Genomic DNA, 24,186 nt, shown 5'->3' with positions numbered 1-24,186 from the left:
CTTCAGGGGCAATTAAACAGCGAAGATCTTGCCAGGGTTCATGATCCCGTTCGGGTCGAACACGGCTTTGACGGCTTTCATGTACTCGATTTCAACCGGCGAACGGCTGTAGGTCAGGTAATCGCGCTTGGTCATGCCCACGCCGTGTTCGGCGGAGATCGAACCGTTGTACTTCTCGACGGTTTCAAACACCCACTTGTTCACGGTGGCGCACTTGGCGAAGAACTCGTCCTTGCTCAGGGTTTCTGGCTTGAGGATGTTCAGGTGCAGGTTGCCGTCGCCGATGTGGCCGAACCAGACGATTTCGAAGTCCGGGTAGTGTTCGCCGACGATCGCGTCGATTTCCTTCAAGAACGCCGGCACTTTCGACACAGTGACCGAGATATCGTTTTTGTACGGGGTCCAGTGGGAAATGGTCTCGGAGATGTACTCGCGCAGTTTCCACAGGTTGTGCAGTTGGGTTTCGCTCTGGCTCATCACGCCGTCCAGCACCCAGCCCTGCTCCACGCAGTGTTCGAAGGTTTCCAGCGCGTGGTTGGCGACTTCTTCAGTGGTGGCTTCGAATTCCAGCAGGGCGTAGAACGGGCACTCGGTTTCGAACGGCGCCGGCACGTCGCCACGGCCGAGGACTTTGGCCAGGGCCTTGTCGGAGAAGAACTCAAAGGCAGTCAGGTCGAGTTTGTTCTGGAACGCATGCAGCACCGGCATGATCGAGTCGAAGTCGGTTGTGCCGAGGACCATCGCGGTGAGGTTTTTCGGCGCACGGTCCAGGCGCATAGTGGCTTCCACCACAAAACCCAGGGTGCCTTCGGCGCCGATAAACAGCTGGCGCATGTCGTAGCCGGTGGCGTTCTTGATCAGGTCGCGGTTCAGCTCCAGCACGTCGCCCTTGCCGGTGACGACCTTCATGCCGGCCACCCAGTTGCGGGTCATGCCGTAGCGAATCACCTTGATCCCGCCGGCATTGGTGCCGATATTGCCGCCAATCTGGCTGGAACCGGACGACGCGAAGTCCACCGGGTAGTACAGGCCGTTTTCTTCGGCGACGTTCTGCAATTGCTTGGTGACCACGCCCGGCTGGCACACGGCGGTGCGGTCGGTGAGGTTCACGTCGAGGATCTGGTTCATATAGTCGAACGACACGACCACTTCGCCATTAGCGGCCACGGCGGCGGCGGACAGGCCGGTACGGCCACCAGATGGCACCAGTGCCACCTTGTGTTCATTGGCCCAACGCACAATGGCCTGGACCTGCTCGATGGTCTTGGGGAAGACAATGGCGGTCGGCGCGGGTGCGAAGTGCTTGGTCCAATCCTTGCCGTAAGCCTCCAGGGAGTCTGCATCGGTCAGCACTTTGCCAGGCTCAACCAGGGTCTTCAGCTCATCAATCAGGGCAGGATGGGTCATCGACAGAACTCTCGAACAATTCATGGTCATCCTGAGAACGCTTCACGTCGCAGGAATAGGTGTTTAGCGGGGCGCGTATGCTAGCATACCGCCCCCGCAGGACAGAGCCCAAGGGCGTTTCTGCGGTGACGGCTTTCCTGCCGTCCGGGTCAGCTTGTGCTGCTCGATTCCCTGCCATTTTTCTCCGGGATACAGGTTTACGCAGATGAGCAAGACTTCTCTCGATAAGAGCAAGATCAAGTTCCTTCTTCTGGAAGGCGTCCACCCATCGGCTGTCGACGTTCTGAAAGCCGCCGGGTACACCAGCATTGAGTACATCACCAGTTCTCTGCCGGAAGCCCAACTCAAGGAAAAGATCGCCGACGCGCACTTCATCGGCATTCGCTCCCGCACTCAGCTGACCGAAGAAATCTTCGATCACGCCAAGAAACTCGTGGCAGTCGGCTGTTTCTGCATCGGCACCAACCAGGTCGACCTCAACGCAGCGCGCGAGCGCGGCATCGCGGTGTTCAACGCACCGTACTCCAACACCCGTTCCGTTGCGGAGCTGGTGCTGGCCGAGGCGATCCTGCTGTTGCGCGGCATTCCTGAGAAGAACGCTTCCTGCCACCGTGGCGGCTGGATCAAAAGCGCAGCCAACTCCTTCGAAATCCGCGGCAAGAAGCTGGGTATCGTCGGTTACGGTTCGATCGGCACGCAGTTGTCGGTCCTGGCTGAAGGCCTCGGCATGCAGGTGTTCTTCTACGACACCCTGACCAAGCTGCCATTGGGCAACGCCACCCAAGTGGCCAGCCTGACCGAGCTGCTCGGCATGTCCGACATCGTCACCCTGCACGTCCCGGAAACCGCTGAGACCCAGTGGATGATCGGCGAGAAGGAAATCCGCGCCATCAAGAAAGGCGGCATCCTGATCAACGCTGCACGCGGCACCGTGGTCGAGCTGGACGCCCTGGCCGACGCGATCAAGGACAAGCACCTGATCGGCGCGGCAATCGACGTGTTCCCGGTGGAGCCACGCTCCAACGACGACATCTTCGAAAGCCCGCTGCGTGGCCTGGACAACGTGATCCTGACCCCGCACATCGGCGGTTCCACTGCCGAAGCCCAAGCCAACATCGGCCTGGAAGTGTCGGAAAAACTGGTCAAGTACAGCGACAACGGTACCTCGGTATCGTCGGTGAACTTCCCGGAAGTGGCCCTGCCGGCTCACCCTGGCAAGCACCGTCTGCTGCACATCCACCAGAACATCCCTGGCGTGATGATGGAGATCAACAAGGTCTTCGCGGAAAACGGCATCAACATCTCCGGTCAGTTCCTACAGACCAACGAGAAGGTCGGCTACGTGGTCATCGACGTCGACGCCGAGTACTCGGACCTGGCGCAAGAGAAGCTGCAGCACATCAAAGGCACGATTCGTAGCCGCGTGTTGTTCTAAGGTTTCAACCGCACCAACAAAAAGGGAGCCCCTCGGGGCTCCCTTTTTTGCATCTGAACAAATCTTACTTAACGTTAACCGTGATCACTTTCGAGGCTACAGTAGGCTCGAACTGGCGGTGCACGTTATCGCCTGCCACCAGTTGCAGGGTGTGCTTGCCTGGGGTGAGGGTCAGTTCGGTTTCGGTTTGGGCCTTGCCGAAGTGGATCGAGGTGGCATCGGCCGGAATCGGCTCATCGGCCTTGAGCGACTGCACGTCGCGATCTACCAGCAGGTGATGGTGACCCGCGCCATGCACTTGCTTGTCGATGGGCTCCAGGTCCAGACCCTTGACGCCGAATTTGACGGTGAAGGTCTTGTCGACGGTCGCGCCGTCTTTAGGCGAGACGATAAACACTTCGGCACCTGCAGGCGCTGGGGTACGCGGCAGGTCTGCGGCGCTGGCCAACATCGAGGCACCCAGCAGCAGGCTGGCAATCGTTGCACGGGACAAAAGGGCTTTCATTCGCTTCTCCAGTTTTTCGGTGAAATCTGTAGGGTTATGACAACTTCGCGACAAATTGCTGTCCAAGGCACTCAACACCATAGCAAAGCGATGCTGAACGGCGCCTCGCACATAAAAATTCTCTAGGAGTGACCATGCGCTTTTCGCCTGGCCTGTTACTTGTGCTTCCCCTGATGAGCCCCTTGGCTCACGCCGAACTGGTCGATGACGTATTTGACCGTGGCGAACTGCGTATCGCCCTTGAAGCCAACACCCCGCCGTTCAACTTCAAGGAAGGCGACAAACTCACCGGCTTTGAAGTGGAACTGGGTGAGCAACTGGCCAAGGAAATGGACGTACGCCCCTCGTTTATCACCACCGATGACGCCGACTTGCTGCCAGGGGTGGAAACCGGCAAGTACGACGTGGCCATCAACCATATCGCTATGACTGCCCTGTTGCAGGATCGGTTCGATTTCAGTGAGGCGTACAACGAGAAGCCGGCGCTGGCGATCCCATTCCAGAAGGGCAACCCGGCGTTCAAGGCAAGTTTGGACAAGGCGTTGCAGCGGGTGAAGGAGGATGGGCGGTTGAAGGCGTTGGCGCAGAAGTGGCTTGAAGGCGAGCCCGCAACCAAAGCCGAGTGATATTTAAAGGTGGGAGCTGGCTTGCCTGCGATAGCGGTCGGTCAGCACCTGATGTGGGACTGATGCACCGCTATCGCAGGCAAGCCAGCTCCCACATTGAACTACACATTTTCTGAAAGATGGGCCAAGGCCGCTGCCGCCTCGGGCAGTTCCAGTTCACTGAACACTTGCACCCCATGGCGCTTGAGCAACGCCGCCGTCACGCCTTCGCCGCTCACCTTCACGCCAGAGAAGGTGCCATCGTACGTCAGCAAATTCCCACAAGACGGGCTATTCGCCTTGAGCACAGCAATGCGGATGTTATGCCGCTGCACCAACGCCAACGCCTGCCGTGCACCGTCGAGAAAGGCCGCGCTGAAATCCTCGCCCTCGGCCGTCAGTACCTGCGCACGCCCCTCCCACACCTCCACACCCTGCCCGCCTGGGATTTCGGCGGGCGGACGCGGCGTCGGCAAGCCGCCCGACACTTCCGGGCAGATCGCAACCACCCGCCCTTCGGCTTGCCACGCCGCCAATTGATCGAACGGCCCGCTGGCGCCACCGTCGTAGCGCACCTTGTGCCCGAGCAAACAGCGGCTGATCAGTATCTTTTCCATGCTTAAAACGGCTCGTTGCCACGCCGACGGAACCAGCCGGTGAGGGACAGGCGTTCGCGGGTGGCGGGCATGACTTCGTGGGGCACCTCACCGGACAAGAACACCACCAGGCAACCGCCGGCGGGCACCACGTCGTATTCGACGGCGCCCTTGAGGTACATGCGCAACTGGCCGCCATGCTCGGGCAGCCAGGCGTCGTTCAGGTAGATCACCGCCGAGACCATGCGCCGGTCATCGTCGCGAAAACGGTCCAGATGCTTGAGGTAAAACGCCCCCGGCGGGTACATCGCGAAGTGGCTTTCGAAGTCTTCCAGGCCGAGGAACAGGCTGCGGTTCATCGCCAGGCGCAGGCTGTCCATCACGGCCATATAGGTGCCGCAGACGGCCGCGTCGCCTTCTTCCAGCCACTGGATATGGTCACCGCGAATGCCCTCGCGAATCTCCTGGGCTGGCCCGCGTCCTACCGCCGCCGGGGCCAGTTCACCTTCGGCCGCACGTTTACGGCACTCAGCCGCCAGTTCCAGGGTCAGAGCCTGGGGCAGGAAGCCGTCTTGCCGCGACCAGCCCTTTTCGGCGAGGTCGTCGACAATACGTTGCAACAGCGGGTGATCGAAGGGTATTTGCATGGCGCGCATAGTATCCATACGCCTGTGAATCCGACAGAGCCGCCGAGCGTCTGAATACACTTTAGTCAGGTGACCGATAGGACTTCTCGACAAATCCTACGCCCGACACGGACAATAGTGGCCGACTGACAGGAGTCCCTAATGCGTCGTTTGTTTTTATCCTTGCTGATGTTCTGCGTTTTGCCCGTTTGGGCAGACGGCCATGACCAGTTGTACAAGGTCGCCGGCTGGGCCGAACAACGTGCGCATTTCAACGACGCCCTCAGCGCCGCCCAGCAACGCTACCGCAATAGCCTGCCGCCGGCGGTGTACCAGGCGCTGGTGGACAACAGCAATAAACGCTTCGCCGCCCAGGCCATGGACCAGCGTGCCGAAGCGCAATTGCGCAAGAACCTCGCGGACCCGGCGCCGGCCCTGGCCTTTTTCCAATCGCCGCTAGGCCGCAAGATCGTCGCCGCCGAGTTGCTGGCCACGCGCCGCGACCAGCTGGCGAAGAACGCCCAGGGCCTGCCGAAAATAGAAGCCGACGCCACGCGTAGCCTGATCATTGGTCATTTGGCGCAAGCGTTGCCGGCGCGTGAAGCCGGTGCGGAAGTCAGCCTGGCGATTGCCGGCGTGGCGGCCGACAGCCTGAGCCAGATGATTCCCGGCCTGCTCGGCGGTGGTCAGGCGCAAGGCATGTTGAATGGCCAGCGCGAGCGGCTGATGCAGCAGATTGGCAATGACCTGAACAATACGTTGCTGTACGTCTATCGGGATTTGTCCGACCCGGAGCTGGAAGAATTCGCCACGTTTGCGGAGTCGGCGGAGGGGAAGGCGTATTACCAGGCTGCACTGGCGGCGATTCGAGCGGGTTTGGCTGTGGGCCAAAGCACTTCAAGCCTGACACAGTAAAAACCTGTGGGAGCTGGCTTGCCTGCGATAGCGGTGTATCAGTAAACAAATCAGTAACTGATACACCGCTATCGCAGGCAAGCCAGCTCCCACATTTTTTGACCGAGTTACTTCAGGTGGTCGGTGAGGTACTTGAAGTATTCCTCGCGTATCTCCGAAATTTCATTCGCCAAGTGATGCCTGCCCCGCGTCAGCATCAACACTTCAGGCTGATCAAACTTGCCCCGCAGCACCTGCAAGTTGTGCTGCCAGTCCACCGTCATATCTTCCTCTCCTTGCACAATCACCGGCCGCCGTGGGCTGCTTGGTGCGGCTTCGATGCGTTTGATCCAGCGCGCCAAGGCGCCGACCCAGGCGGTGGGCAATTGGCGGGGCTGCAACGGGTCGGCTTCGAGGAACGGCCGGAATGCCGGGTCGTGGGTGTTGTCGCTGAACCGCCGCGCAATGCCTTTGACGAACGGCCGCAGCAGGTAATAGCTGAGTTGCGACCAACCCCACGCCCGTGGCCGTACCAACGGTGAAAGTAGAAACGTCTTGCCCTGGGCCGGGCTATCGACGCCATGGTTGAGCAGATGATCCACCACCACGGCGCCGCCCGTGCTCTGCCCGAACAAGTGCCAGGGTTGCGGCAGTTGCAGGGCGTTCGCCTCGGCAAACAGCGCCTGCACCACCTGTTGGTACACCGCAAAATCGTCGATGCTGGCGCGCGCGCCGCTGGACAGGCCGTGCCCCGGCAGATCGCAGGCGATCACCACAAAGCCCTGGTCCAGCGCCCACTTCACCACATGGCGATACAGCCCCATGTGGTCGTAAAAGCCGTGGTACATGAACATTGTCGCCACCGGCGCAGCCGGCCACCACACTTGCGCAACCACCTGAAACCCCGCCACCTCGAAACGCCCCAGGCGGCTCACGGCCTGATCAAGCCCGTAGAAACGCTGGTAGACCCGCGCCTCGGCGGACAGCGCTTGCGCCGCCATCAGGGGCCGCAAGCTTTCGCGCAGATGATCGGGGTCAAAGGTGACGGGCATAAAGGCTTCCAGACTACGGCGCGGATGAATATCGAGCTGCGATATTCATCTGTCAGGACAAGCATGGCAAGCTACGCGACCTTCGAGGATACATCTGAATGCGACCGCCCTACCGTTCCGCCCTGTTCGCCAGCCTGCTCCTGGTTATCTGCGCCGGCGTGCTGTGGGCGGCGTATGACTGGTTCCAGGGCCGCTACCTGCGCGCCTTCAGTGAACACACGGCGGTGTTTTCCGGTGACCCGCTGAAACTGCCGGCCGACCTCGCCGGCCCCGGCCCGATCCGCCTGGTGCACTTCTGGGACCCGGCCTGCCCGTGCAACGTCGGCAACCAGCAACACCTCGGCGAGTTGATTGAGCACTACGCGCCCCAGGGCGTCGAGTTCTACGCCTTGCAAAAGCCCGGCAGCCACGGCCAACTGCCCGATAACCTGCGCCAGATGAAAATCCTCACTGCCCTGCCCGGCGCCGACCAGGTACCCGCCAGTCCCGCCGTGGGGATCTGGGATCGCACGGGCAAACTCGCGTATTTCGGGCCTTACAGCGAAGGGCTGACGTGCAACGCCAGCAACAGTTTTATCGAGCCGATCCTGCAGGCGCTGGAAGACGGCCGCGAGGTGAATGCCACGCACACCCTGGCGGTGGGCTGCTATTGTTCGTGGCCTAAAGAGCAGTAGTCCGTTACCCATTCTGGCTAAGGAAAGTTCATGAAGCGCGTCTTGCAGGTTCTCGCGGTTCTGCTGGTGTTGGTCGCCGTTGGCGCCGGCGTGTACCTCTACAGCAAGCAACCGACCCGCCAGGGCACGGTGACGCTGGCCAACCTGCAAGGTTCGGTCACGGTGCGGTATGACGACCGTGGCGTGCCGCATATCCGCGCCGAAAACGAGACCGACCTGTACCGCGCCCTGGGCTTTGTGCATGCCCAGGACCGCCTGTTCCAGATGGAGATCATGCGGCGCCTGGCCCGTGGCGAGCTGGCCGAAGTGCTCGGGCCCAAGGTGCTGGAGACCGACAAGCTGTTCCGCAGCCTGCGCATCCGCGACCGCGCCGCCACTTACGTCGCGCAGCTGGACCATGAGTCCGCGCACTGGAAGGCCCTGCAAGCCTATCTGGATGGGATCAACCAATATCAGGACAGCCACGCCAGCCCGGTGGAGTTCGACGTGCTGGGCATCCCCAAGCGGCCGTTTACCGCCGAAGACACCATCAGCGTCGCCGGGTACATGGCCTACAGCTTTGCCGCAGCCTTTCGTACCGAACCCTTGCTGACTTACGTACGCGACCAACTGGGCAGCGACTACCTGAAAGTCTTCGACCTCGACTGGCAACCCAAGGGCGCGCTCAACCTCGCCGCCAGCGATTGGCAGACCCTCGGCGCCCTCGCGTCCCTCAGCGAACAGGCGCTGGCCGACAACGGCCTGCCGCAGTTCGAAGGCAGCAACGCCTGGGCCATCAGCGGCAACCGCACCAAAAGTGGCAAGCCACTGCTGGCGGGCGACCCGCATATCCGTTTCTCGGTGCCGTCGGTGTGGTACGAGGCGCAGCTGTCGGCGCCGGGCTTTGAGTTGTATGGCTATCACAACGCGCTGGTGCCGATGGCGTTCCTGGGGCACAACCTGGACTTCGGCTGGAGCCTGACCATGTTCCAGAACGACGACCTCGACCTGATCGCCGAAAAGGTCAACCCGGACAACCCCAACCAGGTCTGGTATCACGACGCCTGGGTCGACATGACCAGCACCGAGCAGCAGATCAAGGTCAAGGGCCAGGCCCCGGTCAGCCTCACCCTGCGCCAATCGCCCCACGGCCCGATCATCAATGACGTGCTCGGCGAAAACGCCGGCAAGACGCCGATTGCCATGTGGTGGGCATTTCTCGATACGCAGAATCCGATCCTCGAAGGTTTCTATCAGCTCAACCGCGCCGACACCCTGGCCAAGGCCCGCGCGGCGGCGGCCAAGGTTTCGGCGCCGGGTTTGAACATTGTGTGGGCCAACGCCAAGGGTGATATCGGCTGGTGGGCGGCGGCGCAGTTGCCGATCCGGCCGGTCGGGGTCAACGCCGGGTTTATCCTCGACGGCAGCACGGCCCAGGCCGACAAGCTGGGTTTCTACCCGTTCAGTGCCAACCCGCAGGAAGAGAACCCGGCGCGCGGTTATGTGGTGTCGGCGAATGCCCAGCCGGTGTCGCCCACCGGCATGGAGATCCCCGGTTATTACAACCTGGCCGACCGTGGCCAGCAGTTGAACGCGCAGTTGAGCGACAACAGCGTGAAGTGGGATGTAACTAACAGCCAGGCCCTGCAACTGGGCACCACCACGGCCTTCGGCCCACGCCTGCTGGCGCCGCTGTTGCCGGTGCTGCGCGAGGTGGTCAAGGACCCGGCGCAACTGCAGCTGGTTGAACAACTGGCCGCCTGGAAAGGTGATTACCCGCTGGATTCCACCAGTGCCACGCTGTTCAACCAGTTCCTGTTCAACCTCGCCGACGCGGCATTCCACCCCAAGCTCGGCGACGGCATGTTCAAGACCCTGCTCAGCACCCGCGTGATCGACGCCGCGCTGCCGCGCCTGGCGGCAGCGCCGGACTCACCGTGGTGGAACGGCCAACGCGCCGAAACCGTCAAGCGCGCCTGGGACAACAGCCTCGCCCACCTCAAGAGCACCTTTGGCGACGACCCAAACCAGTGGCAATGGGGCAAGGCCCACACCCTGACCCACGGCCATCCATTGGGTATGCAAAAGCCATTGGACCTCGTGTTCAACGTCGGCCCGTTCCCGGCACCGGGCAGCCACGAGGTGCCGAACAACCAATCGGCGAACATCGGCCCGGCGCCATGGCCGGTGACATACGGCCCGTCGACCCGCCGCCTGATCGACTTTGCCGACGTGGCCCACGCCCTGACCATCAACCCGGTGGGGCAAAGCGGCGTGCCGTTTGATCGGCATTATGGGGATCAGGCGGAGACCTATATCGAGGGTGGCTACGAACAGGCGCACTTCACCGATGAAGAAATCACGGCCAATACCCGTGGCACCTTGAAGTTGCTGCCAGCCCGCTAATCATCTGCAAACCCGATCAGTGTGGGAGCTGGCTTGCCTGCGATGGCGGTGTATCTGTCACACCGCTATCGCAGGCAAGCCAGCTCCCACATTTTTGACCGCGTGGAGCTTTAGACCGGTGCGGCAAAATTGAGTCGAAACTGCTGCGGCGTCACCCCAAGCCGGCGGTTGAACACACTGCGCATGTGCTGGGCATCACGAAAGCCGCACTGATAGGCCACGGTCTTGAGCGGTGCGTGGCTGCTTTCGAGCATCACCCGCGCCGCATCCACCCGCGCCCGTTCGACAAATTCCGCCGGGGTGATGCGCGCCTCACGGGCAAACACCCGGGAGAAATTGCGCGCGCTCATATTGGCCGCCTTGGCCAGGTCGGCGATGGTCAGATCTCCGGTCAGGTTCGCCAACACATACAACTGCACCAACGCCACCGCCGAAGTGGTTTCGGCGTGGGGCGTCAGAAAAGGGCTGAACTGCGACTGCCCGCCCGAGCGCTGGGTAAACACCACCAGGCGCTTGGCCGCGCTCAGCGCGACTTCCGGGCCATGGTCCTGGGCCAGCAGATACAGGGACAAATCGATCCCCGCCGTGACCCCCGCCGAGGTGTAGAGGTTGCCGTCCTGTACGTAGAGCCGGTCGGCCTCGACCTGGGCCGTGGGGCACAGGCGCGCCAGGTCGGCGGCATCGTTCCAGTGGGTGGTGACGGTTTTGCCATCCAGCAAGCCGGCGCGGGCGAGCATGAAGGCGCCGTTGCAGATGGAACCGAAGCGCCGGGCCTTTTCGGTGGCACCGCGCAGCCACGCATCGAACGCCGGGCCGAAATCCTCAAAGGGCAACTGCGGGCCACCGGCGACCAGCAGCAGGTCGTAGGCTTGCAAGGCCTCGCTGTAATGCCGGTGGGCCTGCAATGACAGGCCATTGGAGGCGGCCATGTTGCCGTGAGCGAGGCCGATGACTTCCAACTGGTAATGGTCCTGGCTGGGCAGGAAGCGGTTGGCTTCGCAGAACACATCCATGGGCCCGGTGACATCCAGCGACTGGACGCCGGGGAAGATCAGGATGGCGACGGTTTTGTGCATGAGTAAACCTTTGTCTGGGCCCTGTGGGAGCTGGCTTGCCTGCGATGCAGGCACCTCGGTCTGTCAGGTATACCGAGGTGATGCTATCGCAGGCAAGCCAGCTCCCACAGTTGACCGAGTACACCCTTGGCGCGATGTACAACCACATTGGCCGGGATCACGCCCTCGCGGCGATGGTCCCGCCACGGATCCGCGACCAGACTGGAATCCTTCCACAGGAGAACCACCATGACCACCATCGCCGGCATCCAGATCCCCGACAGCGCCCTCGCCAAGGCCACCACCGAATACATCCGCGACGTCGAATCCGACCTGCTCTACCACCACTCCCGCCGGGTATTCCTGTTCGGCGCGTTGAGCGGTGAGCGCAAGCAACTGACCTACAACCCGGAGCTGCTCTACGTGGGCGCGATGTTCCACGACCTCGGCCTGGTGGCCGGGCATCGCAGTGACAACGAGCGTTTTGAAGTGGACGGCGCCAATGCAGCGGCGGCCTTCCTCAAGCCTTATGGCCTGAGCGATGACGATATCGAACAGGTGTGGCTGTCCATCGCCCTGCACACCACGCCGGGCGTGCCGCAACATCTGCGCCCGACCGTGGCCTTGGTCACTGCCGGCGTGGAAATGGACGTGCTGGGCATGGACTACGCGGCCTTTTCCAGCGTGCAGCGCGAAGCGGTGGTGCATGCGCATCCACGGGGTGAAGGGTTCAAGGAATGCATCATCTGCGCGTTTGCCGACGGCTTACGCCATCGCCCGCAGACTACGTTTGGGAATGTGAAGACGGATGTGCTGGTGGATCAGGAGCCGGGGTTCAGGCCGATGAATTTTGTCGAGGTCATCCGCAAATCCCCGTGGGCTGCCTGAAACACACCCTTATCAACACCACAAAACCCCTGTGGGAGCTGGCTTGCCAGCTCCCACATTTTGATCCGGTTTCTTCAGGTAGACCTGATTAGACCGGCGCAGGCGCCCGGCGCTTGTCCGGCTGTTGCCAGCCATCCGCCGCCGCTTCTTCAATCGCTTGCTGGATCGCTTTCTTGCGTTTCTCCTCAGCACGACGGCTGAAGAACCACACCAGGAAGGTCACCAACGACACCGCCAACAGAATCAAGCTGGCCACGGCGTTGATCTCGGGTTTAACCCCCAGGCGCACCGCCGAGAATACTTCCATCGGCAAGGTGGTCGAACCCGGCCCCGACACGAAGCTGGCGAGTACCAGGTCATCGAGGGACAGCGCAAACGACATCATGCCGCCCGCCGCCAGCGACGGCGCGATCATCGGGATGGTGATCAGGAAGAACACCTTCCACGGCCGCGCACCCAGGTCCATTGCCGCTTCTTCAATCGACAGGTCCAGCTCGCGCAAGCGCGCCGACACCACCACCGCCACATACGCCGCGCAGAACGTGGTGTGGGCGATCCAGATGGTGACGATGCCACGCTCTTGCGGCCAACCGATCATCTGCGCCATCGCCACGAACAGCAGCAACAGCGACAGACCGGTGATCACTTCCGGCATCACCAACGGCGCCGTCACCAGGCCGCCAAACAGCGTGCGGCCCTTGAATTGGCTGATACGGGTCAGCACAAACGCCGCCAAGGTACCCAGCGCTACTGCCGCCACCGCCGTGTAGCAGGCGATTTCCAGGGAGCGCATCACCGAGCCCATCAACTGGGTGTTGTCCAGCAGGCCCACGTACCACTTGATCGACCAACCGCCCCACACCGTCACCAGCTTGGATTCGTTGAACGAGTAGATCACCAGGATCAGCATCGGCAGGTAGATGAACAACAACCCCGCCACCAGCATGAAGCTTGAGAAACTGACGCGCTTCATATCTTGCCCTCCATCTCTTTGGCTTGGCTGCGGTTGAACAGGATGATCGGCACGATCAGGATCGCCAGCATCACCACCGCCAGGGCAGAGGCCACCGGCCAGTCACGGTTGTTGAAGAATTCTTGCCACAACACTTTACCGATCATCAGGGTTTCCGGGCCGCCCAGCAGTTCGGGGATCACGAACTCGCCCACCACCGGGATAAACACGAGCATGCAGCCGGCGATGATGCCGTTCTTGGACAGCGGCACGGTGATCTTCCAGAAGCTGTTGAAGGTGCTCGAACCCAGGTCGGAAGCGGCTTCCAGCAGGCTCTGGTCGTGCTTCACCAGGTTGGCGTACAGCGGCAGGATCATGAACGGCAGGTACGAATAGACCACGCCGATATACACCGCGATGTTGGTGTTGAGGATCTGCAGCGGTTCGTTTATCAGCCCCATGGACATCAGGAAACCATTGAGCAGACCGTTGTTGCTGAGGATGCCCATCCACGCATACACGCGGATCAGGATCGCGGTCCAGGTCGGCATCATGATCAGCAGCACCAGCACGGTCTGCATCTCTTTGCGCGCGGTGGCAATGGCGTAGGCCATCGGGTAGCCGATCAGCAGGCACAACAGCGTGCTGAAGAACGCCATTTTCAGCGAGCCCAGGTAGGCCGCGATGTACAGCTCGTCGCCCGCCAACAAGCTGTAGTTGGCCAGGTTCAGCACCACTTGCAGCTTCTGCTCAACGTAGGTGTAGATCTCGGTGTACGGCGGGATCGCTACGTCGGCTTCGGCGAAGCTGATTTTCAGGACGATGAAAAACGGCAAGGCGAAGAACAGGAACAGCCACAGGAACGGAATCCCGATGACCACCTGCTTGCCGCTGGGGACGATGCGCTGCAAGCGCCGCTTGAGTTTTTTTGTGTTCATGAGCGCAGTACCACGCCGCTGTCGTCTTCCCACCACACGTACACCTGGTCACCCCAGGTTGGGCGCTGGCCACGGCGTTCGGCGTTGGCGACAAAGGACTGCACCAGCTTGCCGCTCGGCAGCTCCACGTAGAACACCGAGTGGCCGCCCAGGTAAGCGATGTCGTGCACCTTGCCGCTGGACCAGTTGTGCTCGCAGGTCGGCATCTCGGACGTGACCAGCAGCTTTTCCGGGCGGATGGCGTAGGTCACCGACTTGTCTTCCACCGCCGTGGCGATGCCGTAGCCCACGTAGATGTCGCGGTCCAGGTCCGGGCACTTGAGCACCGCGTGACCTTCGGCGTCGTCCACCACCTGGGTTTCGAAGATGTTGACGTTGCCGATGAACTCGCACACCAGGCGGCTGGTGGGCGTCTCGTAGATGTCGATCGGGCTGCCGATCTGGGCGATCCAGCCCAGGTGCATGATCGCGATGCGCTCGGCCATGGTCATGGCCTCTTCCTGGTCGTGGGTCACCATCACGCAGGTCACGCCGACGCGCTCGATGATTTCCACCAGCTCCAGTTGCATCTGCGAGCGCAGCTTCTTGTCGAGGGCGCCCATCGGCTCATCGAGCAGCAGCAGTTTCGGGCGCTTGGCCAGGGAACGGGCCAGGGCCACACGCTGACGCTGGCCGCCAGACAACTGGTGCGGCTTGCGCTTGGCGTACTGGCTCATCTGTACCAGCTTGAGCATCTCGGCCACACGGGCGTCGACCTCGGCCTTGGGGATCTTGTCCTGTTGCAGGCCGAAGGCGATGTTCTGCGCCACGGTCATGTGCGGGAACAAGGCGTAGGACTGGAACATCATGTTGATCGGCCGCTCGTAGGGCGGCATATCGGTGATGTCCACGCCGTCGAGGTAGATGCGGCCCTCGGTCGGGCGCTCAAAACCTGCGAGCATGCGCAGCAAGGTGGACTTGCCCGAACCCGAACCGCCGAGCAAGGCGAAGATCTCGCCTTTCTTGATTTCCAGGGACACATCGTCCACGGCAATCGTCTCGTCGAACTTCTTCGTGACCCGGTCGATTTTGACCAGCACCTTCTTAGGTGTCTGGTCGCCCTCGAGGGCTTTCTTATAGGCGCCGGAGGCAACTGCCATTTACGAAACTCCCAACAAAAATGTCTGTTCGCCCGAAGCAGGCGAACCTTGGATAGTCTGGGCTTTACTTGCCCGTCTTGACCTTGGTCCAGCTACGGGTCATTAAACGCTGCACTTTCGGGGGTAGCTCGAAGTTGACAAACGTCCGGTCGAGAACCGCCTGCGGTGGGTAAACCGCTTCGTCGGTGCGTATCGATTGCTCCATCAGTTTGTCCGCCCCTGGATTAGGGTTGGCATAACCGACGTAATCACTGACCTGAGCGATCACCTCAGGCTGCAGCAAATAGTTGATGAAGGCGTGGGCTTCCTTGACGTTGGTGGCATCCTTGGGGATCGCCAGCACGTCAAACCACAGGTTGCCGCCTTCTTTCGGAATCGCGTAGGCGATGTGCACGCCCTTGCCCGCCTCGGCCGCGCGGGCCTTGGCCTGGAACACATCGCCGGAGAACCCGGCGGCCACGCAGATATTGCCGTTGGCCAGGTCGGAGATGTATTTCGAAGAATGGAAATAGGTCACGTAGGGCCGCACTTTCAGCAGCTTTTCTTCGGCCTTCTTGTAGTCGTCCGGGTTGGTGCTGTTCGGGTCCAGGCCCATGTAGTTGAGCACCGCCGGCAGCATTTCATCCGCCGAATCCATGAACGACACACCGCAGGTGGCCAGCTTCTTCATGTTTTCCGGCTCGAACAGCACGGCCCAGGAGTCGATCTTGTCGACGCCCAGCACTTCCTTCACTTTATCGACGTTGTAACCAATGCCGTTGGTGCCCCACAGGTACGGCACGGCGTACTGGTTGCCCGGGTCGTTCTTTTCCAGGCGCTTGAGCAGCGCCGGGTCGAGGTTGGAATAGTTAGTCAGTAAAGACTTGTCGATCTTCTGGAACGCGCCCGCCTTGATCTGCTTGCCGAGGAAGTGGTTGGACGGCACCACCACGTCATAGCCGGTGCGCCCGGCCAGCAACTTGCCTTCCAGAGTTTCGTTGGAATCAAACACGTCATACACGGGCTTGATGCCGCTGGCCTTTTCGAAGTTGGCCAGGGTGTCGGTGCCGATGTAGTCCGACCAGTTATAAATATGCACCGTCGGCGCGGCCTGCACGCTCAGCGTCAGCGTGATACCTGCACCCACCAGCATGGCTTGGCGAAATAAAGAAATTGGCAAGTGGAGGTCCTCTTAAATAGTTGGGCCTTGAAGTTGTTGCCCGGCAACAAAACCGGCGCGCAACTTACCCTCGATAAACCGATCCGGCAAAACTTTCTGTCATTTAATGTGTGGGAGTGGCGGTTTGCCACTCCCACAGGGATCAAAACGGGTTATTTACCCGACTTGATCTTGGTCCAGCTGCGCGTCATCAAGCGTTGGGTTGCCGCTGGCAAATCAGCAATGGCATACAACTTGGCTTGCACGTCCGCAGGCGGGTAGATGCCGGGGTCGCTGGTGATTTCTTTATCCACCAGGGCAGTGGCTTTTTCGTTGCCGTTCGGGAAACGTACCGAGTCGGTGATCTTAGCCATCACTTCCGGCTTGAGCAGGTAGTTCATGAACGCGTAGGCGCCGGTGACGTTTTCGGCATCCTTAGGGATGGCGACCATGTCGAAGAAGCTGCCAGCACCTTCTTTCGGAATGTCGTAGGCAACCTTGACCTTGCCACCGGCTTCGGCAGCACGGGACTTGGCTTGCTGGATGTCACCCGAGTAGCCCACGGCCACGCAGATGTTGCCGTTGGCCAGGTCGGAAATGTACTTGGAGGAGTGGAAGTAGCCGATCGATGGGCGGATCTTGAGGAACAGCTCCTCGGCTTTCTTCAGGTCATCCGGCTTCTGGCTGTCGGTCGGCAGACCGAGGTAATGCAGGGCGATTGGCAACATTTCGGTTGGCGAATCGAGGAAGCTCACACCGCAGCTTTTCAGCTTGGCGATGTTCTCAGGCTTGAGCAGCACGTCCCACGAGTCGATCTTGTCCACGCCCAGCGCGGCCTTGACCTTCTCCGGGTTGTAGCCGATGCCGATCGAACCCCACATGTACGGGAAGGCGTGCTTGTTGTCCGGGTCGCTGACCGACACGGCTTTAAGCAGGGATTTGTTCAGGTTGTCGTAGTTGGACAGCTTGGACTTGTCCAGCTCCTGGTAGACACCGGCCTTGATCTGCTTGGCGAGGAAGTTGTTCGACGGCACGACGATGTCGTAGCCGGACTTGCCTGCCAGCAACTTGGCTTCCAGGGTTTCGTTACTGTCGAAAACGTCGTACACCACTTTGATGCCCGACTCTTTTTCAAAGTTGGCAATGGTGTCCGGCGCAATGTAGTCGGACCAGTTATAGACGTGCAGCACTTTGTCGTCGGCCTGGGCCGCGCCCGCCATTGCGCCCATCAGGGACAAGGCGAGGAGGGTCTTGCCAGCGTTCTTCAAACCTAATGCCTTCATTTGGTGATGCTCCAATTTTTCTTTTTTGGGCCACATTCTTACTAAGTTCTGCGGCCCGTCTAAAGGGCAACAAAACAGGGCGACAGTCTGGCAAGTTCAGGGACCGGCTTTCAACCAAAGCCCCTACATTTATAACCGCCCGGAAGCAGCGCCTCCTGAGCCTAGCACTTAGCCCTGCAATGCCGCCAAAGTCAGGTCCAGGCACTGGCGAGCCTTGGTGACCAGCTCGTCGATTTCCGCCTTGCTGATCACCAGCGGTGGCGAAATGATCATGGTGTCGCCCACGGCGCGCATGATCAGGCCATTTTCGAAGCAGAACGTGCGGCAGATCATGCCAGCGCCGCGGCCTTCGTAGCGTTTGCGCGTGGCCTTGTCCTGCACCAGCTCGATTGCGCCCAACATGCCCACACCGCGCACTTCACCCACCAACGGGTGATCCGCCAGCTCCCTCAGACGTTTCTGCAAATACGGTGCCGTTTCGTCGTGCACGCGATTAACGATTTTTTCATCGCGCATGATGCGGATGTTTTCCAGGGCCACCGCTGCTGCCACCGGGTGGCCGGAGTAAGTGAAGCCGTGGTTGAAATCACCACCTTCGTTGAGCACCGCCACCACTTCATCGCGCACGATCAGGCCGCCCATGGGGATGTAGCCCGAGGTCAGGCCCTTGGCGATGGTCATCATGTCGGGCTTGAGGTCGTAGAAATCGCTACCGAACCACTCGCCGGTACGGCCGAAACCGCAGATCACTTCGTCCGCCACAAACAGGATGTCGTACTTGGCGAGGATTTCCTTGATGCGCGGCCAGTAGGTGGCGGGCGGCACGATCACGCCACCGGCGCCCTGGATCGGCTCGGCAATAAAGGCACCGACGTTGTCCACGCCCAGTTCCAGAATCTTCTCTTCCAGCTGGTTGGCGGCCCACACGCCGAATTCTTCCGGGCTCATGTCGCCGCCTTCGCCAAACCAGTACGGCTGGGCGATGTGGCTGATGCCTGGGATCGGCAAGTCGCCTTGTTCATGCATATAGGTCATGCCGCCCAGGCTGGCGCCGGCCACGGTGCTGCCGTGGTAGCCATTCTTGCGGCTGATGATGGTTTTTTTGTTCGGCTGGCCTTTGATCGCCCAGTAGTGGCGGACCATGCGCAACATGGTGTCGTTGCCTTCGGAGCCGGAACCGGTGAAGAACACGTGGTTCATGCCGGCAGGCGCGATGTCGGAAATGGCCTTGGCCAGTTCCAGCACCGGCGGGTGAGCGGTCTGGAAGAACAGGTTGTAGTACGGCAGTTCTTTCATTTGCTTGGCGGCGGCGTCAGCCAGTTCATCGCGACCGTAACCGATCGCCACGCACCACAGGCCGGCCATGCCGTCGAGGATCTTGTTGCCTTCGCTGTCCCACAGGTAAACGCCGTGGGCTTTGGTGATGATGCGCGGGCCTTTCTCTTTCAATTGCTTGAAGTCGCTGAACGGCGCCAGGTGGTGCTCACTGCTCAAGGCTTGCCATTCACGGGTTTGCGGGTTGTTGCTGGACATACCAATCTCCTAGACTTTTCAGTGAAGGGCGCGCCGTTTAAAGGGCGCGCCCGGCGCATCAGACGGCGAAGAGCAGGAATTCCCGCTCCCACGAACTGATCACGCGCTTGAAGTTTTCATGCTCGGCCCGCTTGACCGCGACGTAGCCTGTGATGAATTTCTGACCCAGGTATTTCTCGATGGTCTTGCTGTTTTCCATACGCTCCAGGGCGTCTTCAATGGTCAACGGCAGGCGCAGGTTGCGTCGCTCGTAACCACGACCGACGACCGGCGCGCTCGGGTTATGGCCTTCGACCATGCCGATGTAGCCGCACAGCAGGCTGGCGGCAATCGCCAGGTACGGATTGGCGTCGGCGCCCGGCAGGCGGTTTTCCACACGGCGGTTCTGCGGGCCGGCATCCGGTACGCGCAGGCCGACGGTGCGGTTCTCTTCGCCCCATTCCACGTTGACCGGCGCCGAGGTGTCGGGCAGGAAGCGGCGGAACGAGTTCACGTTGGGGGCGAACAGCGGCAGCAATTCCGGGATGAATTTCTGCAAGCCACCAATGTGGTTGAGGAACAGTTGGCTCATGGTCCCGTCTTCATTGGAGAAGACGTTCTTGCCGGTGGCGATGTCGATGATGCTCTGGTGCAGGTGCATCGCGCTGCCGGGCTCGCCGGTCATCGGCTTGGCCATGAAGGTGGCGGCCACGTTGTGCTTGAGCGCGGCCTCACGCATGGTGCGCTTGAACACCAGGATCTGGTCGGCCAGGGACAATGCATCGCCGTGACGGAAGTTGATTTCCATCTGCGCGGTGCCGTCCTCGTGGATCAGGGTGTCGAGGTCCAGCTCCTGCAATTCGCACCAGTCGTAGACGTCTTCGAACAACGGGTCGAACTCGTTCGCCGCTTCTATAGAGAAGGACTGGCGACCGGTCTCCGGGCGACCGGAACGACCGATTGGCGGTTGCAGCGGGAAGTCCGGGTCTTCGCAGCGCTTGGTCAGGTAGAACTCCATCTCCGGCGCCACGATGGGCTGCCAGCCTCTGTCGGCGTAGAGCTGCAGGACTTTCTTGAGCACGTTGCGCGGCGACAGCTCGATGGGGTTGCCTTGCTTGTCGTAGGTGTCGTGGATCACCTGGGCGGTCGGCTCGATGGCCCACGGCACCAGGTACACCGCGTTCTGGTCGGGGCGGCAGATCATGTCGATGTCGGCCGGGTCGAGCAATTCGTAATAGATGTCGTCTTCGACATAGTCGCCGGTCACGGTCTGCAACAGAACGCTCTCGGGCAGGCGCATGCCTTTTTCGGCGATGAACTTGTTGGTCGGCGAGATCTTGCCCCGGGTGATGCCCGTAAGGTCGCCAATCATGCATTCGACTTCTGTGATCTTGTGGTCTTTCAACCAATCGGTGAGCTGGTCGAGGTTGTTACTCATAAATGCCTCTGGGCTGGGTTTCCTGACATCCATTAAAGGTCAGGCGTTGGTTGACGCAGCATCCGCGTCGCGTTGCATCGCCCGCTTTCGACAGGCGGTGCCAAATGCCTGGAAGATCGCGAGATAGTGCGGGTTAGAGCTTACCTGCCATTCGGGGTGCCATTGCACTCCTAAAGCAAAAGCCTTGCCCGCTGTAACAGAAAAAGCTTCGATCAAGCCGTCCGGCGCGGTGGCTTCGACCTGCAAACCGGGCGCCAGACGCTCAACGCCCTGGCTGTGGATCGAGTTGACCTGAATCGTTTCGGGCAAGCCCAGGCTGGCCAATACACCGTTCGGCGCGATCGCCACCGCGTGCGCCGGGCCGTATTGGACTGCCAGCGGCTGGGTGTCGTCTTCGCGGTGGTCCATCATGCCCGGCACTTCGTGAACCTTCTGGTGCAGGCTGCCGCCAAAGGCCACGTTCATCTCCTGGAAACCCCGGCAGATGCCCAGCACCGGCACGCCCGCCGCAATCGCGGCACGCAGCAGCGGCAGCGTGGTCTGGTCCCGTGCAGAATCATGAGCAGTCCCGGGCGCGCTGGCCGGACCGTCGTAGTGAAAGGGTTCGATATTGGAGGGGGAGCCGGTAAATAGAATGCCGTCCAGGCCGTCAAGAATATTGGCCGGTTCGAGCAAATCCCCGAGGGACGGAATGATCAATGGCAAGCCCTGGGCAGCGGTGGCCACTGCACGGACGTATTTGTCGCCACTGATGTGATAAGCATGCAGACCGACCTGTTTGGAGCAGGCGGTGACGCCGATTAACGGCAGGCGAGACATGAAGCACCCCGGTATTATTGCTGTTATGGGTTTGAATCGAGCTTAGCCTTGTTCATTTTTTTACACAACACCCCCGTAAAAAATACAACACGGCCCGCTCAAGCCCGCGAGTCCTACTCGCTTCAAACCGATAAAACCGCCCCAAAACGCCGCAAAAAAGCCTTCAAGGCGCTTTTTTAGGGCAAAAAAGGCCTCGCTTGACTTCGGCATGCCGTTCGGGTTGACTGAAACCAGAAAAGATCAATGATTGATATTTTTAACAACAAAGGTGTTGCATCATGTCGGTACCCCCGCGTGCCGTTCAGCTTAACGAAGCGAACGCGTTCCTTAAGGATCATCCTGAGGTTCTGTACGTAGACCTTCTAATTGCGGATATGAATGGTGTGGTGCGCGGCAAGCGCATCGAACGCACCAGCCTCCACAAGGTTTACGAGAAGGGCATTAACCTGCCTGCCTCTTTATTTGCCCTGGATATCAACGGCTCGACGGTGGAAAGCACCGGCCTGGGTCTGGACATCGGTGATGCTGACCGAATCTGTTATCCGATCCCTGACACCCTGTGCAATGAACCCTGGCAAAAGCGCCCAACCGCGCAACTGCTGATGACCATGCACGAACTTGAAGGTGAACCTTTCTTCGCCGATCCGCGCGAAGTGCTCCGCCAAGTTGTAAGCAAATTTGACGACCTCGGTCTGACCATCTGCGCCGCCTTCGAGCTTGAGTTCTACCTGATCGACCAGGAGAACGTGAACGGCCGCCCACAACCGCCCCGCTCGCCGATCTCCGGCAAACGCCCGCACTCGACACAGGTCTACCTGATCGACGACCTCGACGAATACGTCGATTGCCTCCAGGACATCCTGGAAGGTGCCAAAGAGCAAGGCATCCCGGCCGACGCCATCGTCAAGGAAAGTGCCCCGGCGCAGTTCGAAGTGAACCTGCACCACGTCGCCGACCCGATCAAGGCCTGCGACTACGCGGTACTGCTCAAGCGCCTGATCAAGAACATCGCCTACGACCATGAGATGGACACCACCTTCATGGCCAAGCCTTACCCAGGCCAGGCAGGCAACGGTTTGCACGTACACATCTCCATTCTGGACAAGGACGGCAAGAACATCTTTGCCAGCGAGGATCCCGAGCAGAACGCCGCATTGCGCCACGCAATCGGCGGTGTGCTGGAGACCCTACCCGCCCAAATGGCGTTCCTGTGCCCCAACGTCAACTCCTACCGTCGTTTCGGCGCACAGTTCTACGTGCCGAACTCGCCGTGCTGGGGCCTGGACAACCGCACCGTGGCGATTCGCGTACCGACCGGCTCGTCCGACGCCGTACGTATCGAACACCGTGTCGCCGGCGCCGACGCCAACCCTTACCTGCTGATGGCTTCGGTCCTGGCAGGCGTGCACCACGGCCTGACCAACCAGATCGAGCCCGGCGCACCGGTGGAAGGCAACAGCTACGAGCAGAACGAACAAAGCCTGCCAAACAACCTGCGCGATGCCCTGCGCGAGTTGGATGACAGCGAGGTGATGGCCAAGTACATCGATCCTAAATACATCGATATCTTCGTCGCCTGTAAGGAAAGTGAGCTGGAAGAGTTCGAACACTCCATCTCCGACCTTGAGTACAACTGGTACCTGCATACCGTCTAAACGGCGGCTGCATTAAAAGAACGCCGCAGGCTTTTGGTCTGGGGCGTTTTTTTATGGTTTTTTCCAGGTAGACCGAGGTGACTTCATCGCAGGCAAGCCAGCTCCCACATTTTGATCTGTGAACACATTCAAGTGTGGGAGCTGGCTTGCCTGCGATGGCGGCCTTGAAGACAACACATCTCCCTGCTCATACAATGCCCCCTGCCTTGTAGGAGACATCCATGACCACCCGCCCCGCCACTCCTCGCAAACCCCGCGCCCGCAGCCAGGCGCGGATCGACGCGATCCTCGACGCCGCCCGCACCTTGCTGGCCGCCGAAGGCGTGGCCAGTTTGTCTATCTACAGCGTGGCCGAGCGCGCGCAGATTCCGCCGTCGTCGGTGTATCACTTTTTCGCCAGCGTACCGGCGCTGCTGGAAGCGTTGACGGCGGATGTCCACGCCGCCTTCCGCGCGGCGATTCAGGCGCCCATCGACCATGCTTCACTCAAGCACTGGCGGGACCTGTCCTACATCGTTGAACAGCGCATGCTGACCATCTACGACCACGACGCCGCCGCACGCCAGTTGATCCTGGCGCAGCATGGGCTGACGGAAGTGACCCAGGCGGATCGTCAGCATGATCTGGAACTGGGTGACTTGATGCTGGCCGTGTTCAACCGTCACTTTGACGTGCCGACACTGCCCAAGGATGTGGATGTGTTTGCCTTGGCGCTGGAGTTGAGCGATCGCGTGTATGCGCGCTCGGTGCATCAGCATGGGCTGATCACGCCGCGCATGGCGGAGGAAGGGATGCGGGTGTTTGATGCTTATGTGGGGCTGTATTTGCCAGCTTATCTGCCTAAGCGTTGAGCCTGGACTGGCCTCATCGCAGGCAAGCCAGCTCCCACATTTTGATTTGTGAATACAGTCAAATGTGGGAGCGGGGTTGCCCGCGATGACGGCCTCAGGAACGCCGCCAATCACAACTTGGCAATCGACACCTCAGTCGATTTCACAAACGCAATCACCTCACTGCCAATCACCAATTCCAGCTCTTTGACCGAGCGCGTGGTGATCACCGAAGTGACGATCCCCGACGCCGTCTGCACATCGATTTCCGACAGCACGTCGCCTTCGACGATTTCCTTGATGGTGCCTTTGAACTGGTTACGTACGTTGATCGCTTTAATAGTCATACGGTCTCTCCTC

General features: G+C 60.5%; 23 protein-coding genes. 8 read left to right on the top strand and 15 right to left on the bottom strand.

What is annotated here, in order from left to right; all coding sequences use genetic code 11:
* Nucleotides 1-12: 12 nt before the first annotated feature.
* Nucleotides 13-1,407, bottom strand: coding sequence for an FAD-binding oxidoreductase (locus ACU688_RS18225; RefSeq protein ID WP_448185834.1), 1,395 nt, complete (start codon nt 1,405-1,407; stop codon nt 13-15).
* Nucleotides 1,408-1,612: 205 nt separating this feature from the next.
* Here ACU688_RS18225 and serA point away from each other — a divergent pair, with 205 nt between their 5' ends.
* Nucleotides 1,613-2,842: a phosphoglycerate dehydrogenase gene (gene serA / locus ACU688_RS18220; protein WP_017736698.1), complete on the top strand. Its 1,230-nt coding sequence runs from the start codon at nt 1,613-1,615 to the stop codon at nt 2,840-2,842.
* 64 nt (nt 2,843-2,906) lie between these two features.
* Here serA and ACU688_RS18215 read toward each other — a convergent pair whose 3' ends face one another.
* The gene (locus ACU688_RS18215; RefSeq protein WP_448185833.1) at nt 2,907-3,347 is read right to left on the bottom strand and encodes a DUF4399 domain-containing protein; all 441 of its coding nucleotides are present in this window, start codon (nt 3,345-3,347) and stop codon (nt 2,907-2,909) included.
* Between the two features lie 134 nt (nt 3,348-3,481).
* Here ACU688_RS18215 and ACU688_RS18210 point away from each other — a divergent pair, with 134 nt between their 5' ends.
* Nucleotides 3,482-3,973 carry a transporter substrate-binding domain-containing protein gene (locus ACU688_RS18210; protein ID WP_448185832.1) on the top strand — a complete coding sequence of 164 codons (492 nt, stop codon included), beginning with the start codon at nt 3,482-3,484 and terminating at the stop codon, nt 3,971-3,973.
* 101 nt (nt 3,974-4,074) lie between these two features.
* On the opposite strand, the gene ACU688_RS18205 is transcribed toward ACU688_RS18210, so the two are convergent.
* On the bottom strand, nt 4,075-4,569 hold the full coding sequence (locus tag ACU688_RS18205; protein ID WP_448185831.1) for a 2-thiouracil desulfurase family protein: 495 nt from the start codon (nt 4,567-4,569) through the stop codon (nt 4,075-4,077).
* Between the two features lie 2 nt (nt 4,570-4,571).
* Nucleotides 4,572-5,204, bottom strand: a complete 633-nt coding sequence (locus ACU688_RS18200) for a 2OG-Fe(II) oxygenase (protein WP_448186032.1) — start codon at nt 5,202-5,204, stop codon at nt 4,572-4,574.
* Nucleotides 5,205-5,336: 132 nt separating this feature from the next.
* Here ACU688_RS18200 and ACU688_RS18195 point away from each other — a divergent pair, with 132 nt between their 5' ends.
* The gene (locus tag ACU688_RS18195) at nt 5,337-6,089 is read left to right on the top strand and encodes a DUF2059 domain-containing protein (protein ID WP_448185830.1); all 753 of its coding nucleotides are present in this window, start codon (nt 5,337-5,339) and stop codon (nt 6,087-6,089) included.
* A 107-nt stretch (nt 6,090-6,196) separates the two neighbouring features.
* Here ACU688_RS18195 and bipL read toward each other — a convergent pair whose 3' ends face one another.
* A complete protein-coding gene (gene bipL / locus ACU688_RS18190; RefSeq protein WP_448185829.1) occupies nt 6,197-7,120 on the bottom strand; it encodes a phospholipase BipL in 924 nt (307 codons plus the stop codon).
* Between the two features lie 98 nt (nt 7,121-7,218).
* On the opposite strand from bipL, the gene ACU688_RS18185 reads away from it, so the two are divergent.
* The gene (locus tag ACU688_RS18185) at nt 7,219-7,794 is read left to right on the top strand and encodes a DUF6436 domain-containing protein (protein WP_448185828.1); all 576 of its coding nucleotides are present in this window, start codon (nt 7,219-7,221) and stop codon (nt 7,792-7,794) included.
* Between the two features lie 30 nt (nt 7,795-7,824).
* Nucleotides 7,825-10,179: a penicillin acylase family protein gene (locus tag ACU688_RS18180; RefSeq protein WP_448185827.1), complete on the top strand. Its 2,355-nt coding sequence runs from the start codon at nt 7,825-7,827 to the stop codon at nt 10,177-10,179.
* Nucleotides 10,180-10,289: 110 nt separating this feature from the next.
* Here ACU688_RS18180 and ACU688_RS18175 read toward each other — a convergent pair whose 3' ends face one another.
* Nucleotides 10,290-11,255 (bottom strand): GlxA family transcriptional regulator, encoded by a 966-nt coding sequence (locus ACU688_RS18175; RefSeq protein WP_448185826.1) that lies wholly within the window; start codon nt 11,253-11,255, stop codon nt 10,290-10,292.
* Between the two features lie 228 nt (nt 11,256-11,483).
* Here ACU688_RS18175 and ACU688_RS18170 point away from each other — a divergent pair, with 228 nt between their 5' ends.
* Entirely contained in the window at nt 11,484-12,122 is a 639-nt protein-coding gene (locus tag ACU688_RS18170; protein WP_448185825.1) for an HD domain-containing protein, read from the top strand.
* An 88-nt stretch (nt 12,123-12,210) separates the two neighbouring features.
* Here the strand turns inward: ACU688_RS18170 and ACU688_RS18165 are convergent, their stop codons facing one another.
* From ACU688_RS18165 to ACU688_RS18130, 8 genes are all read right to left on the bottom strand, one after another.
* Nucleotides 12,211-13,095, bottom strand: coding sequence for an ABC transporter permease subunit (locus ACU688_RS18165; RefSeq protein WP_017739035.1), 885 nt, complete (start codon nt 13,093-13,095; stop codon nt 12,211-12,213).
* The gene (locus ACU688_RS18160; RefSeq protein WP_105697207.1) at nt 13,092-14,012 is read right to left on the bottom strand and encodes an ABC transporter permease subunit; all 921 of its coding nucleotides are present in this window, start codon (nt 14,010-14,012) and stop codon (nt 13,092-13,094) included. The genes ACU688_RS18165 and ACU688_RS18160 overlap by 4 nt, the downstream gene beginning before the upstream one ends.
* Entirely contained in the window at nt 14,009-15,151 is a 1,143-nt protein-coding gene (locus ACU688_RS18155) for an ABC transporter ATP-binding protein (protein WP_057006455.1), read from the bottom strand. Before ACU688_RS18155 ends, ACU688_RS18160 begins: the two co-directional genes overlap by 4 nt.
* A 64-nt stretch (nt 15,152-15,215) precedes the next feature.
* Nucleotides 15,216-16,310 (bottom strand): polyamine ABC transporter substrate-binding protein, encoded by a 1,095-nt coding sequence (locus tag ACU688_RS18150; protein ID WP_448185824.1) that lies wholly within the window; start codon nt 16,308-16,310, stop codon nt 15,216-15,218.
* Nucleotides 16,311-16,462: 152 nt separating this feature from the next.
* Nucleotides 16,463-17,557, bottom strand: a complete 1,095-nt coding sequence (locus ACU688_RS18145) for a polyamine ABC transporter substrate-binding protein (protein WP_448186031.1) — start codon at nt 17,555-17,557, stop codon at nt 16,463-16,465.
* A 183-nt stretch (nt 17,558-17,740) separates the two neighbouring features.
* Nucleotides 17,741-19,105: an aspartate aminotransferase family protein gene (locus tag ACU688_RS18140; RefSeq protein WP_448185823.1), complete on the bottom strand. Its 1,365-nt coding sequence runs from the start codon at nt 19,103-19,105 to the stop codon at nt 17,741-17,743.
* A gap of 58 nt (nt 19,106-19,163) precedes the next feature.
* A complete protein-coding gene (locus tag ACU688_RS18135; protein WP_017739040.1) occupies nt 19,164-20,522 on the bottom strand; it encodes a glutamine synthetase family protein in 1,359 nt (452 codons plus the stop codon).
* Nucleotides 20,523-20,561: 39 nt separating this feature from the next.
* Nucleotides 20,562-21,341 (bottom strand): gamma-glutamyl-gamma-aminobutyrate hydrolase family protein, encoded by a 780-nt coding sequence (locus ACU688_RS18130; protein ID WP_448185822.1) that lies wholly within the window; start codon nt 21,339-21,341, stop codon nt 20,562-20,564.
* A 278-nt stretch (nt 21,342-21,619) separates the two neighbouring features.
* Between ACU688_RS18130 and ACU688_RS18125 the strand changes: the two genes are divergently transcribed.
* Both ACU688_RS18125 and ACU688_RS18120 read left to right on the top strand, forming a co-directional pair.
* A complete protein-coding gene (locus ACU688_RS18125) occupies nt 21,620-22,996 on the top strand; it encodes a glutamine synthetase family protein (RefSeq protein WP_026137087.1) in 1,377 nt (458 codons plus the stop codon).
* 221 nt (nt 22,997-23,217) lie between these two features.
* The gene (locus ACU688_RS18120; protein WP_448185821.1) at nt 23,218-23,847 is read left to right on the top strand and encodes a TetR/AcrR family transcriptional regulator; all 630 of its coding nucleotides are present in this window, start codon (nt 23,218-23,220) and stop codon (nt 23,845-23,847) included.
* Between the two features lie 110 nt (nt 23,848-23,957).
* On the opposite strand, the gene ACU688_RS18115 is transcribed toward ACU688_RS18120, so the two are convergent.
* Nucleotides 23,958-24,173, bottom strand: coding sequence for a TOBE domain-containing protein (locus tag ACU688_RS18115; protein ID WP_003213899.1), 216 nt, complete (start codon nt 24,171-24,173; stop codon nt 23,958-23,960).
* Nucleotides 24,174-24,186: the final 13 nt, after the last annotated feature.

The sequence above is a fragment of the Pseudomonas acericola (SeqCode) genome, from assembly GCF_053456465.1.
Note: the sequence above shows the minus strand (reverse complement) of the source record. Positions and strands in the feature narration are given on the sequence as shown.

What these genes read in the sequence shown, in the direction of transcription:
- ACU688_RS18170 (WP_448185825.1), top strand. Translation starts at nt 11,484, where the DNA reads ATGACCACCATCGCCGGCATCCAGATCCCCGACAGCGCCCTCGCCAAG.
- ACU688_RS18180 (WP_448185827.1), top strand. Translation starts at nt 7,825, where the DNA reads ATGAAGCGCGTCTTGCAGGTTCTCGCGGTTCTGCTGGTGTTGGTCGCC.
- ACU688_RS18135 (WP_017739040.1), bottom strand. Translation starts at nt 20,522, where the DNA reads ATGAGTAACAACCTCGACCAGCTCACCGATTGGTTGAAAGACCACAAG.
- ACU688_RS18155 (WP_057006455.1), bottom strand. Translation starts at nt 15,151, where the DNA reads ATGGCAGTTGCCTCCGGCGCCTATAAGAAAGCCCTCGAGGGCGACCAG.
- ACU688_RS18185 (WP_448185828.1), top strand. Translation starts at nt 7,219, where the DNA reads ATGCGACCGCCCTACCGTTCCGCCCTGTTCGCCAGCCTGCTCCTGGTT.
- serA (WP_017736698.1), top strand. Translation starts at nt 1,613, where the DNA reads ATGAGCAAGACTTCTCTCGATAAGAGCAAGATCAAGTTCCTTCTTCTG.
- bipL (WP_448185829.1), bottom strand. Translation starts at nt 7,120, where the DNA reads ATGCCCGTCACCTTTGACCCCGATCATCTGCGCGAAAGCTTGCGGCCC.
- ACU688_RS18160 (WP_105697207.1), bottom strand. Translation starts at nt 14,012, where the DNA reads ATGAACACAAAAAAACTCAAGCGGCGCTTGCAGCGCATCGTCCCCAGC.
- ACU688_RS18125 (WP_026137087.1), top strand. Translation starts at nt 21,620, where the DNA reads ATGTCGGTACCCCCGCGTGCCGTTCAGCTTAACGAAGCGAACGCGTTC.
- ACU688_RS18175 (WP_448185826.1), bottom strand. Translation starts at nt 11,255, where the DNA reads ATGCACAAAACCGTCGCCATCCTGATCTTCCCCGGCGTCCAGTCGCTG.
- ACU688_RS18115 (WP_003213899.1), bottom strand. Translation starts at nt 24,173, where the DNA reads ATGACTATTAAAGCGATCAACGTACGTAACCAGTTCAAAGGCACCATC.
- ACU688_RS18120 (WP_448185821.1), top strand. Translation starts at nt 23,218, where the DNA reads ATGACCACCCGCCCCGCCACTCCTCGCAAACCCCGCGCCCGCAGCCAG.
- ACU688_RS18195 (WP_448185830.1), top strand. Translation starts at nt 5,337, where the DNA reads ATGCGTCGTTTGTTTTTATCCTTGCTGATGTTCTGCGTTTTGCCCGTT.
- ACU688_RS18130 (WP_448185822.1), bottom strand. Translation starts at nt 21,341, where the DNA reads ATGTCTCGCCTGCCGTTAATCGGCGTCACCGCCTGCTCCAAACAGGTC.
- ACU688_RS18215 (WP_448185833.1), bottom strand. Translation starts at nt 3,347, where the DNA reads ATGAAAGCCCTTTTGTCCCGTGCAACGATTGCCAGCCTGCTGCTGGGT.
- ACU688_RS18165 (WP_017739035.1), bottom strand. Translation starts at nt 13,095, where the DNA reads ATGAAGCGCGTCAGTTTCTCAAGCTTCATGCTGGTGGCGGGGTTGTTG.
- ACU688_RS18205 (WP_448185831.1), bottom strand. Translation starts at nt 4,569, where the DNA reads ATGGAAAAGATACTGATCAGCCGCTGTTTGCTCGGGCACAAGGTGCGC.
- ACU688_RS18210 (WP_448185832.1), top strand. Translation starts at nt 3,482, where the DNA reads ATGCGCTTTTCGCCTGGCCTGTTACTTGTGCTTCCCCTGATGAGCCCC.
- ACU688_RS18225 (WP_448185834.1), bottom strand. Translation starts at nt 1,407, where the DNA reads ATGACCCATCCTGCCCTGATTGATGAGCTGAAGACCCTGGTTGAGCCT.
- ACU688_RS18140 (WP_448185823.1), bottom strand. Translation starts at nt 19,105, where the DNA reads ATGTCCAGCAACAACCCGCAAACCCGTGAATGGCAAGCCTTGAGCAGT.
- ACU688_RS18200 (WP_448186032.1), bottom strand. Translation starts at nt 5,204, where the DNA reads ATGCGCGCCATGCAAATACCCTTCGATCACCCGCTGTTGCAACGTATT.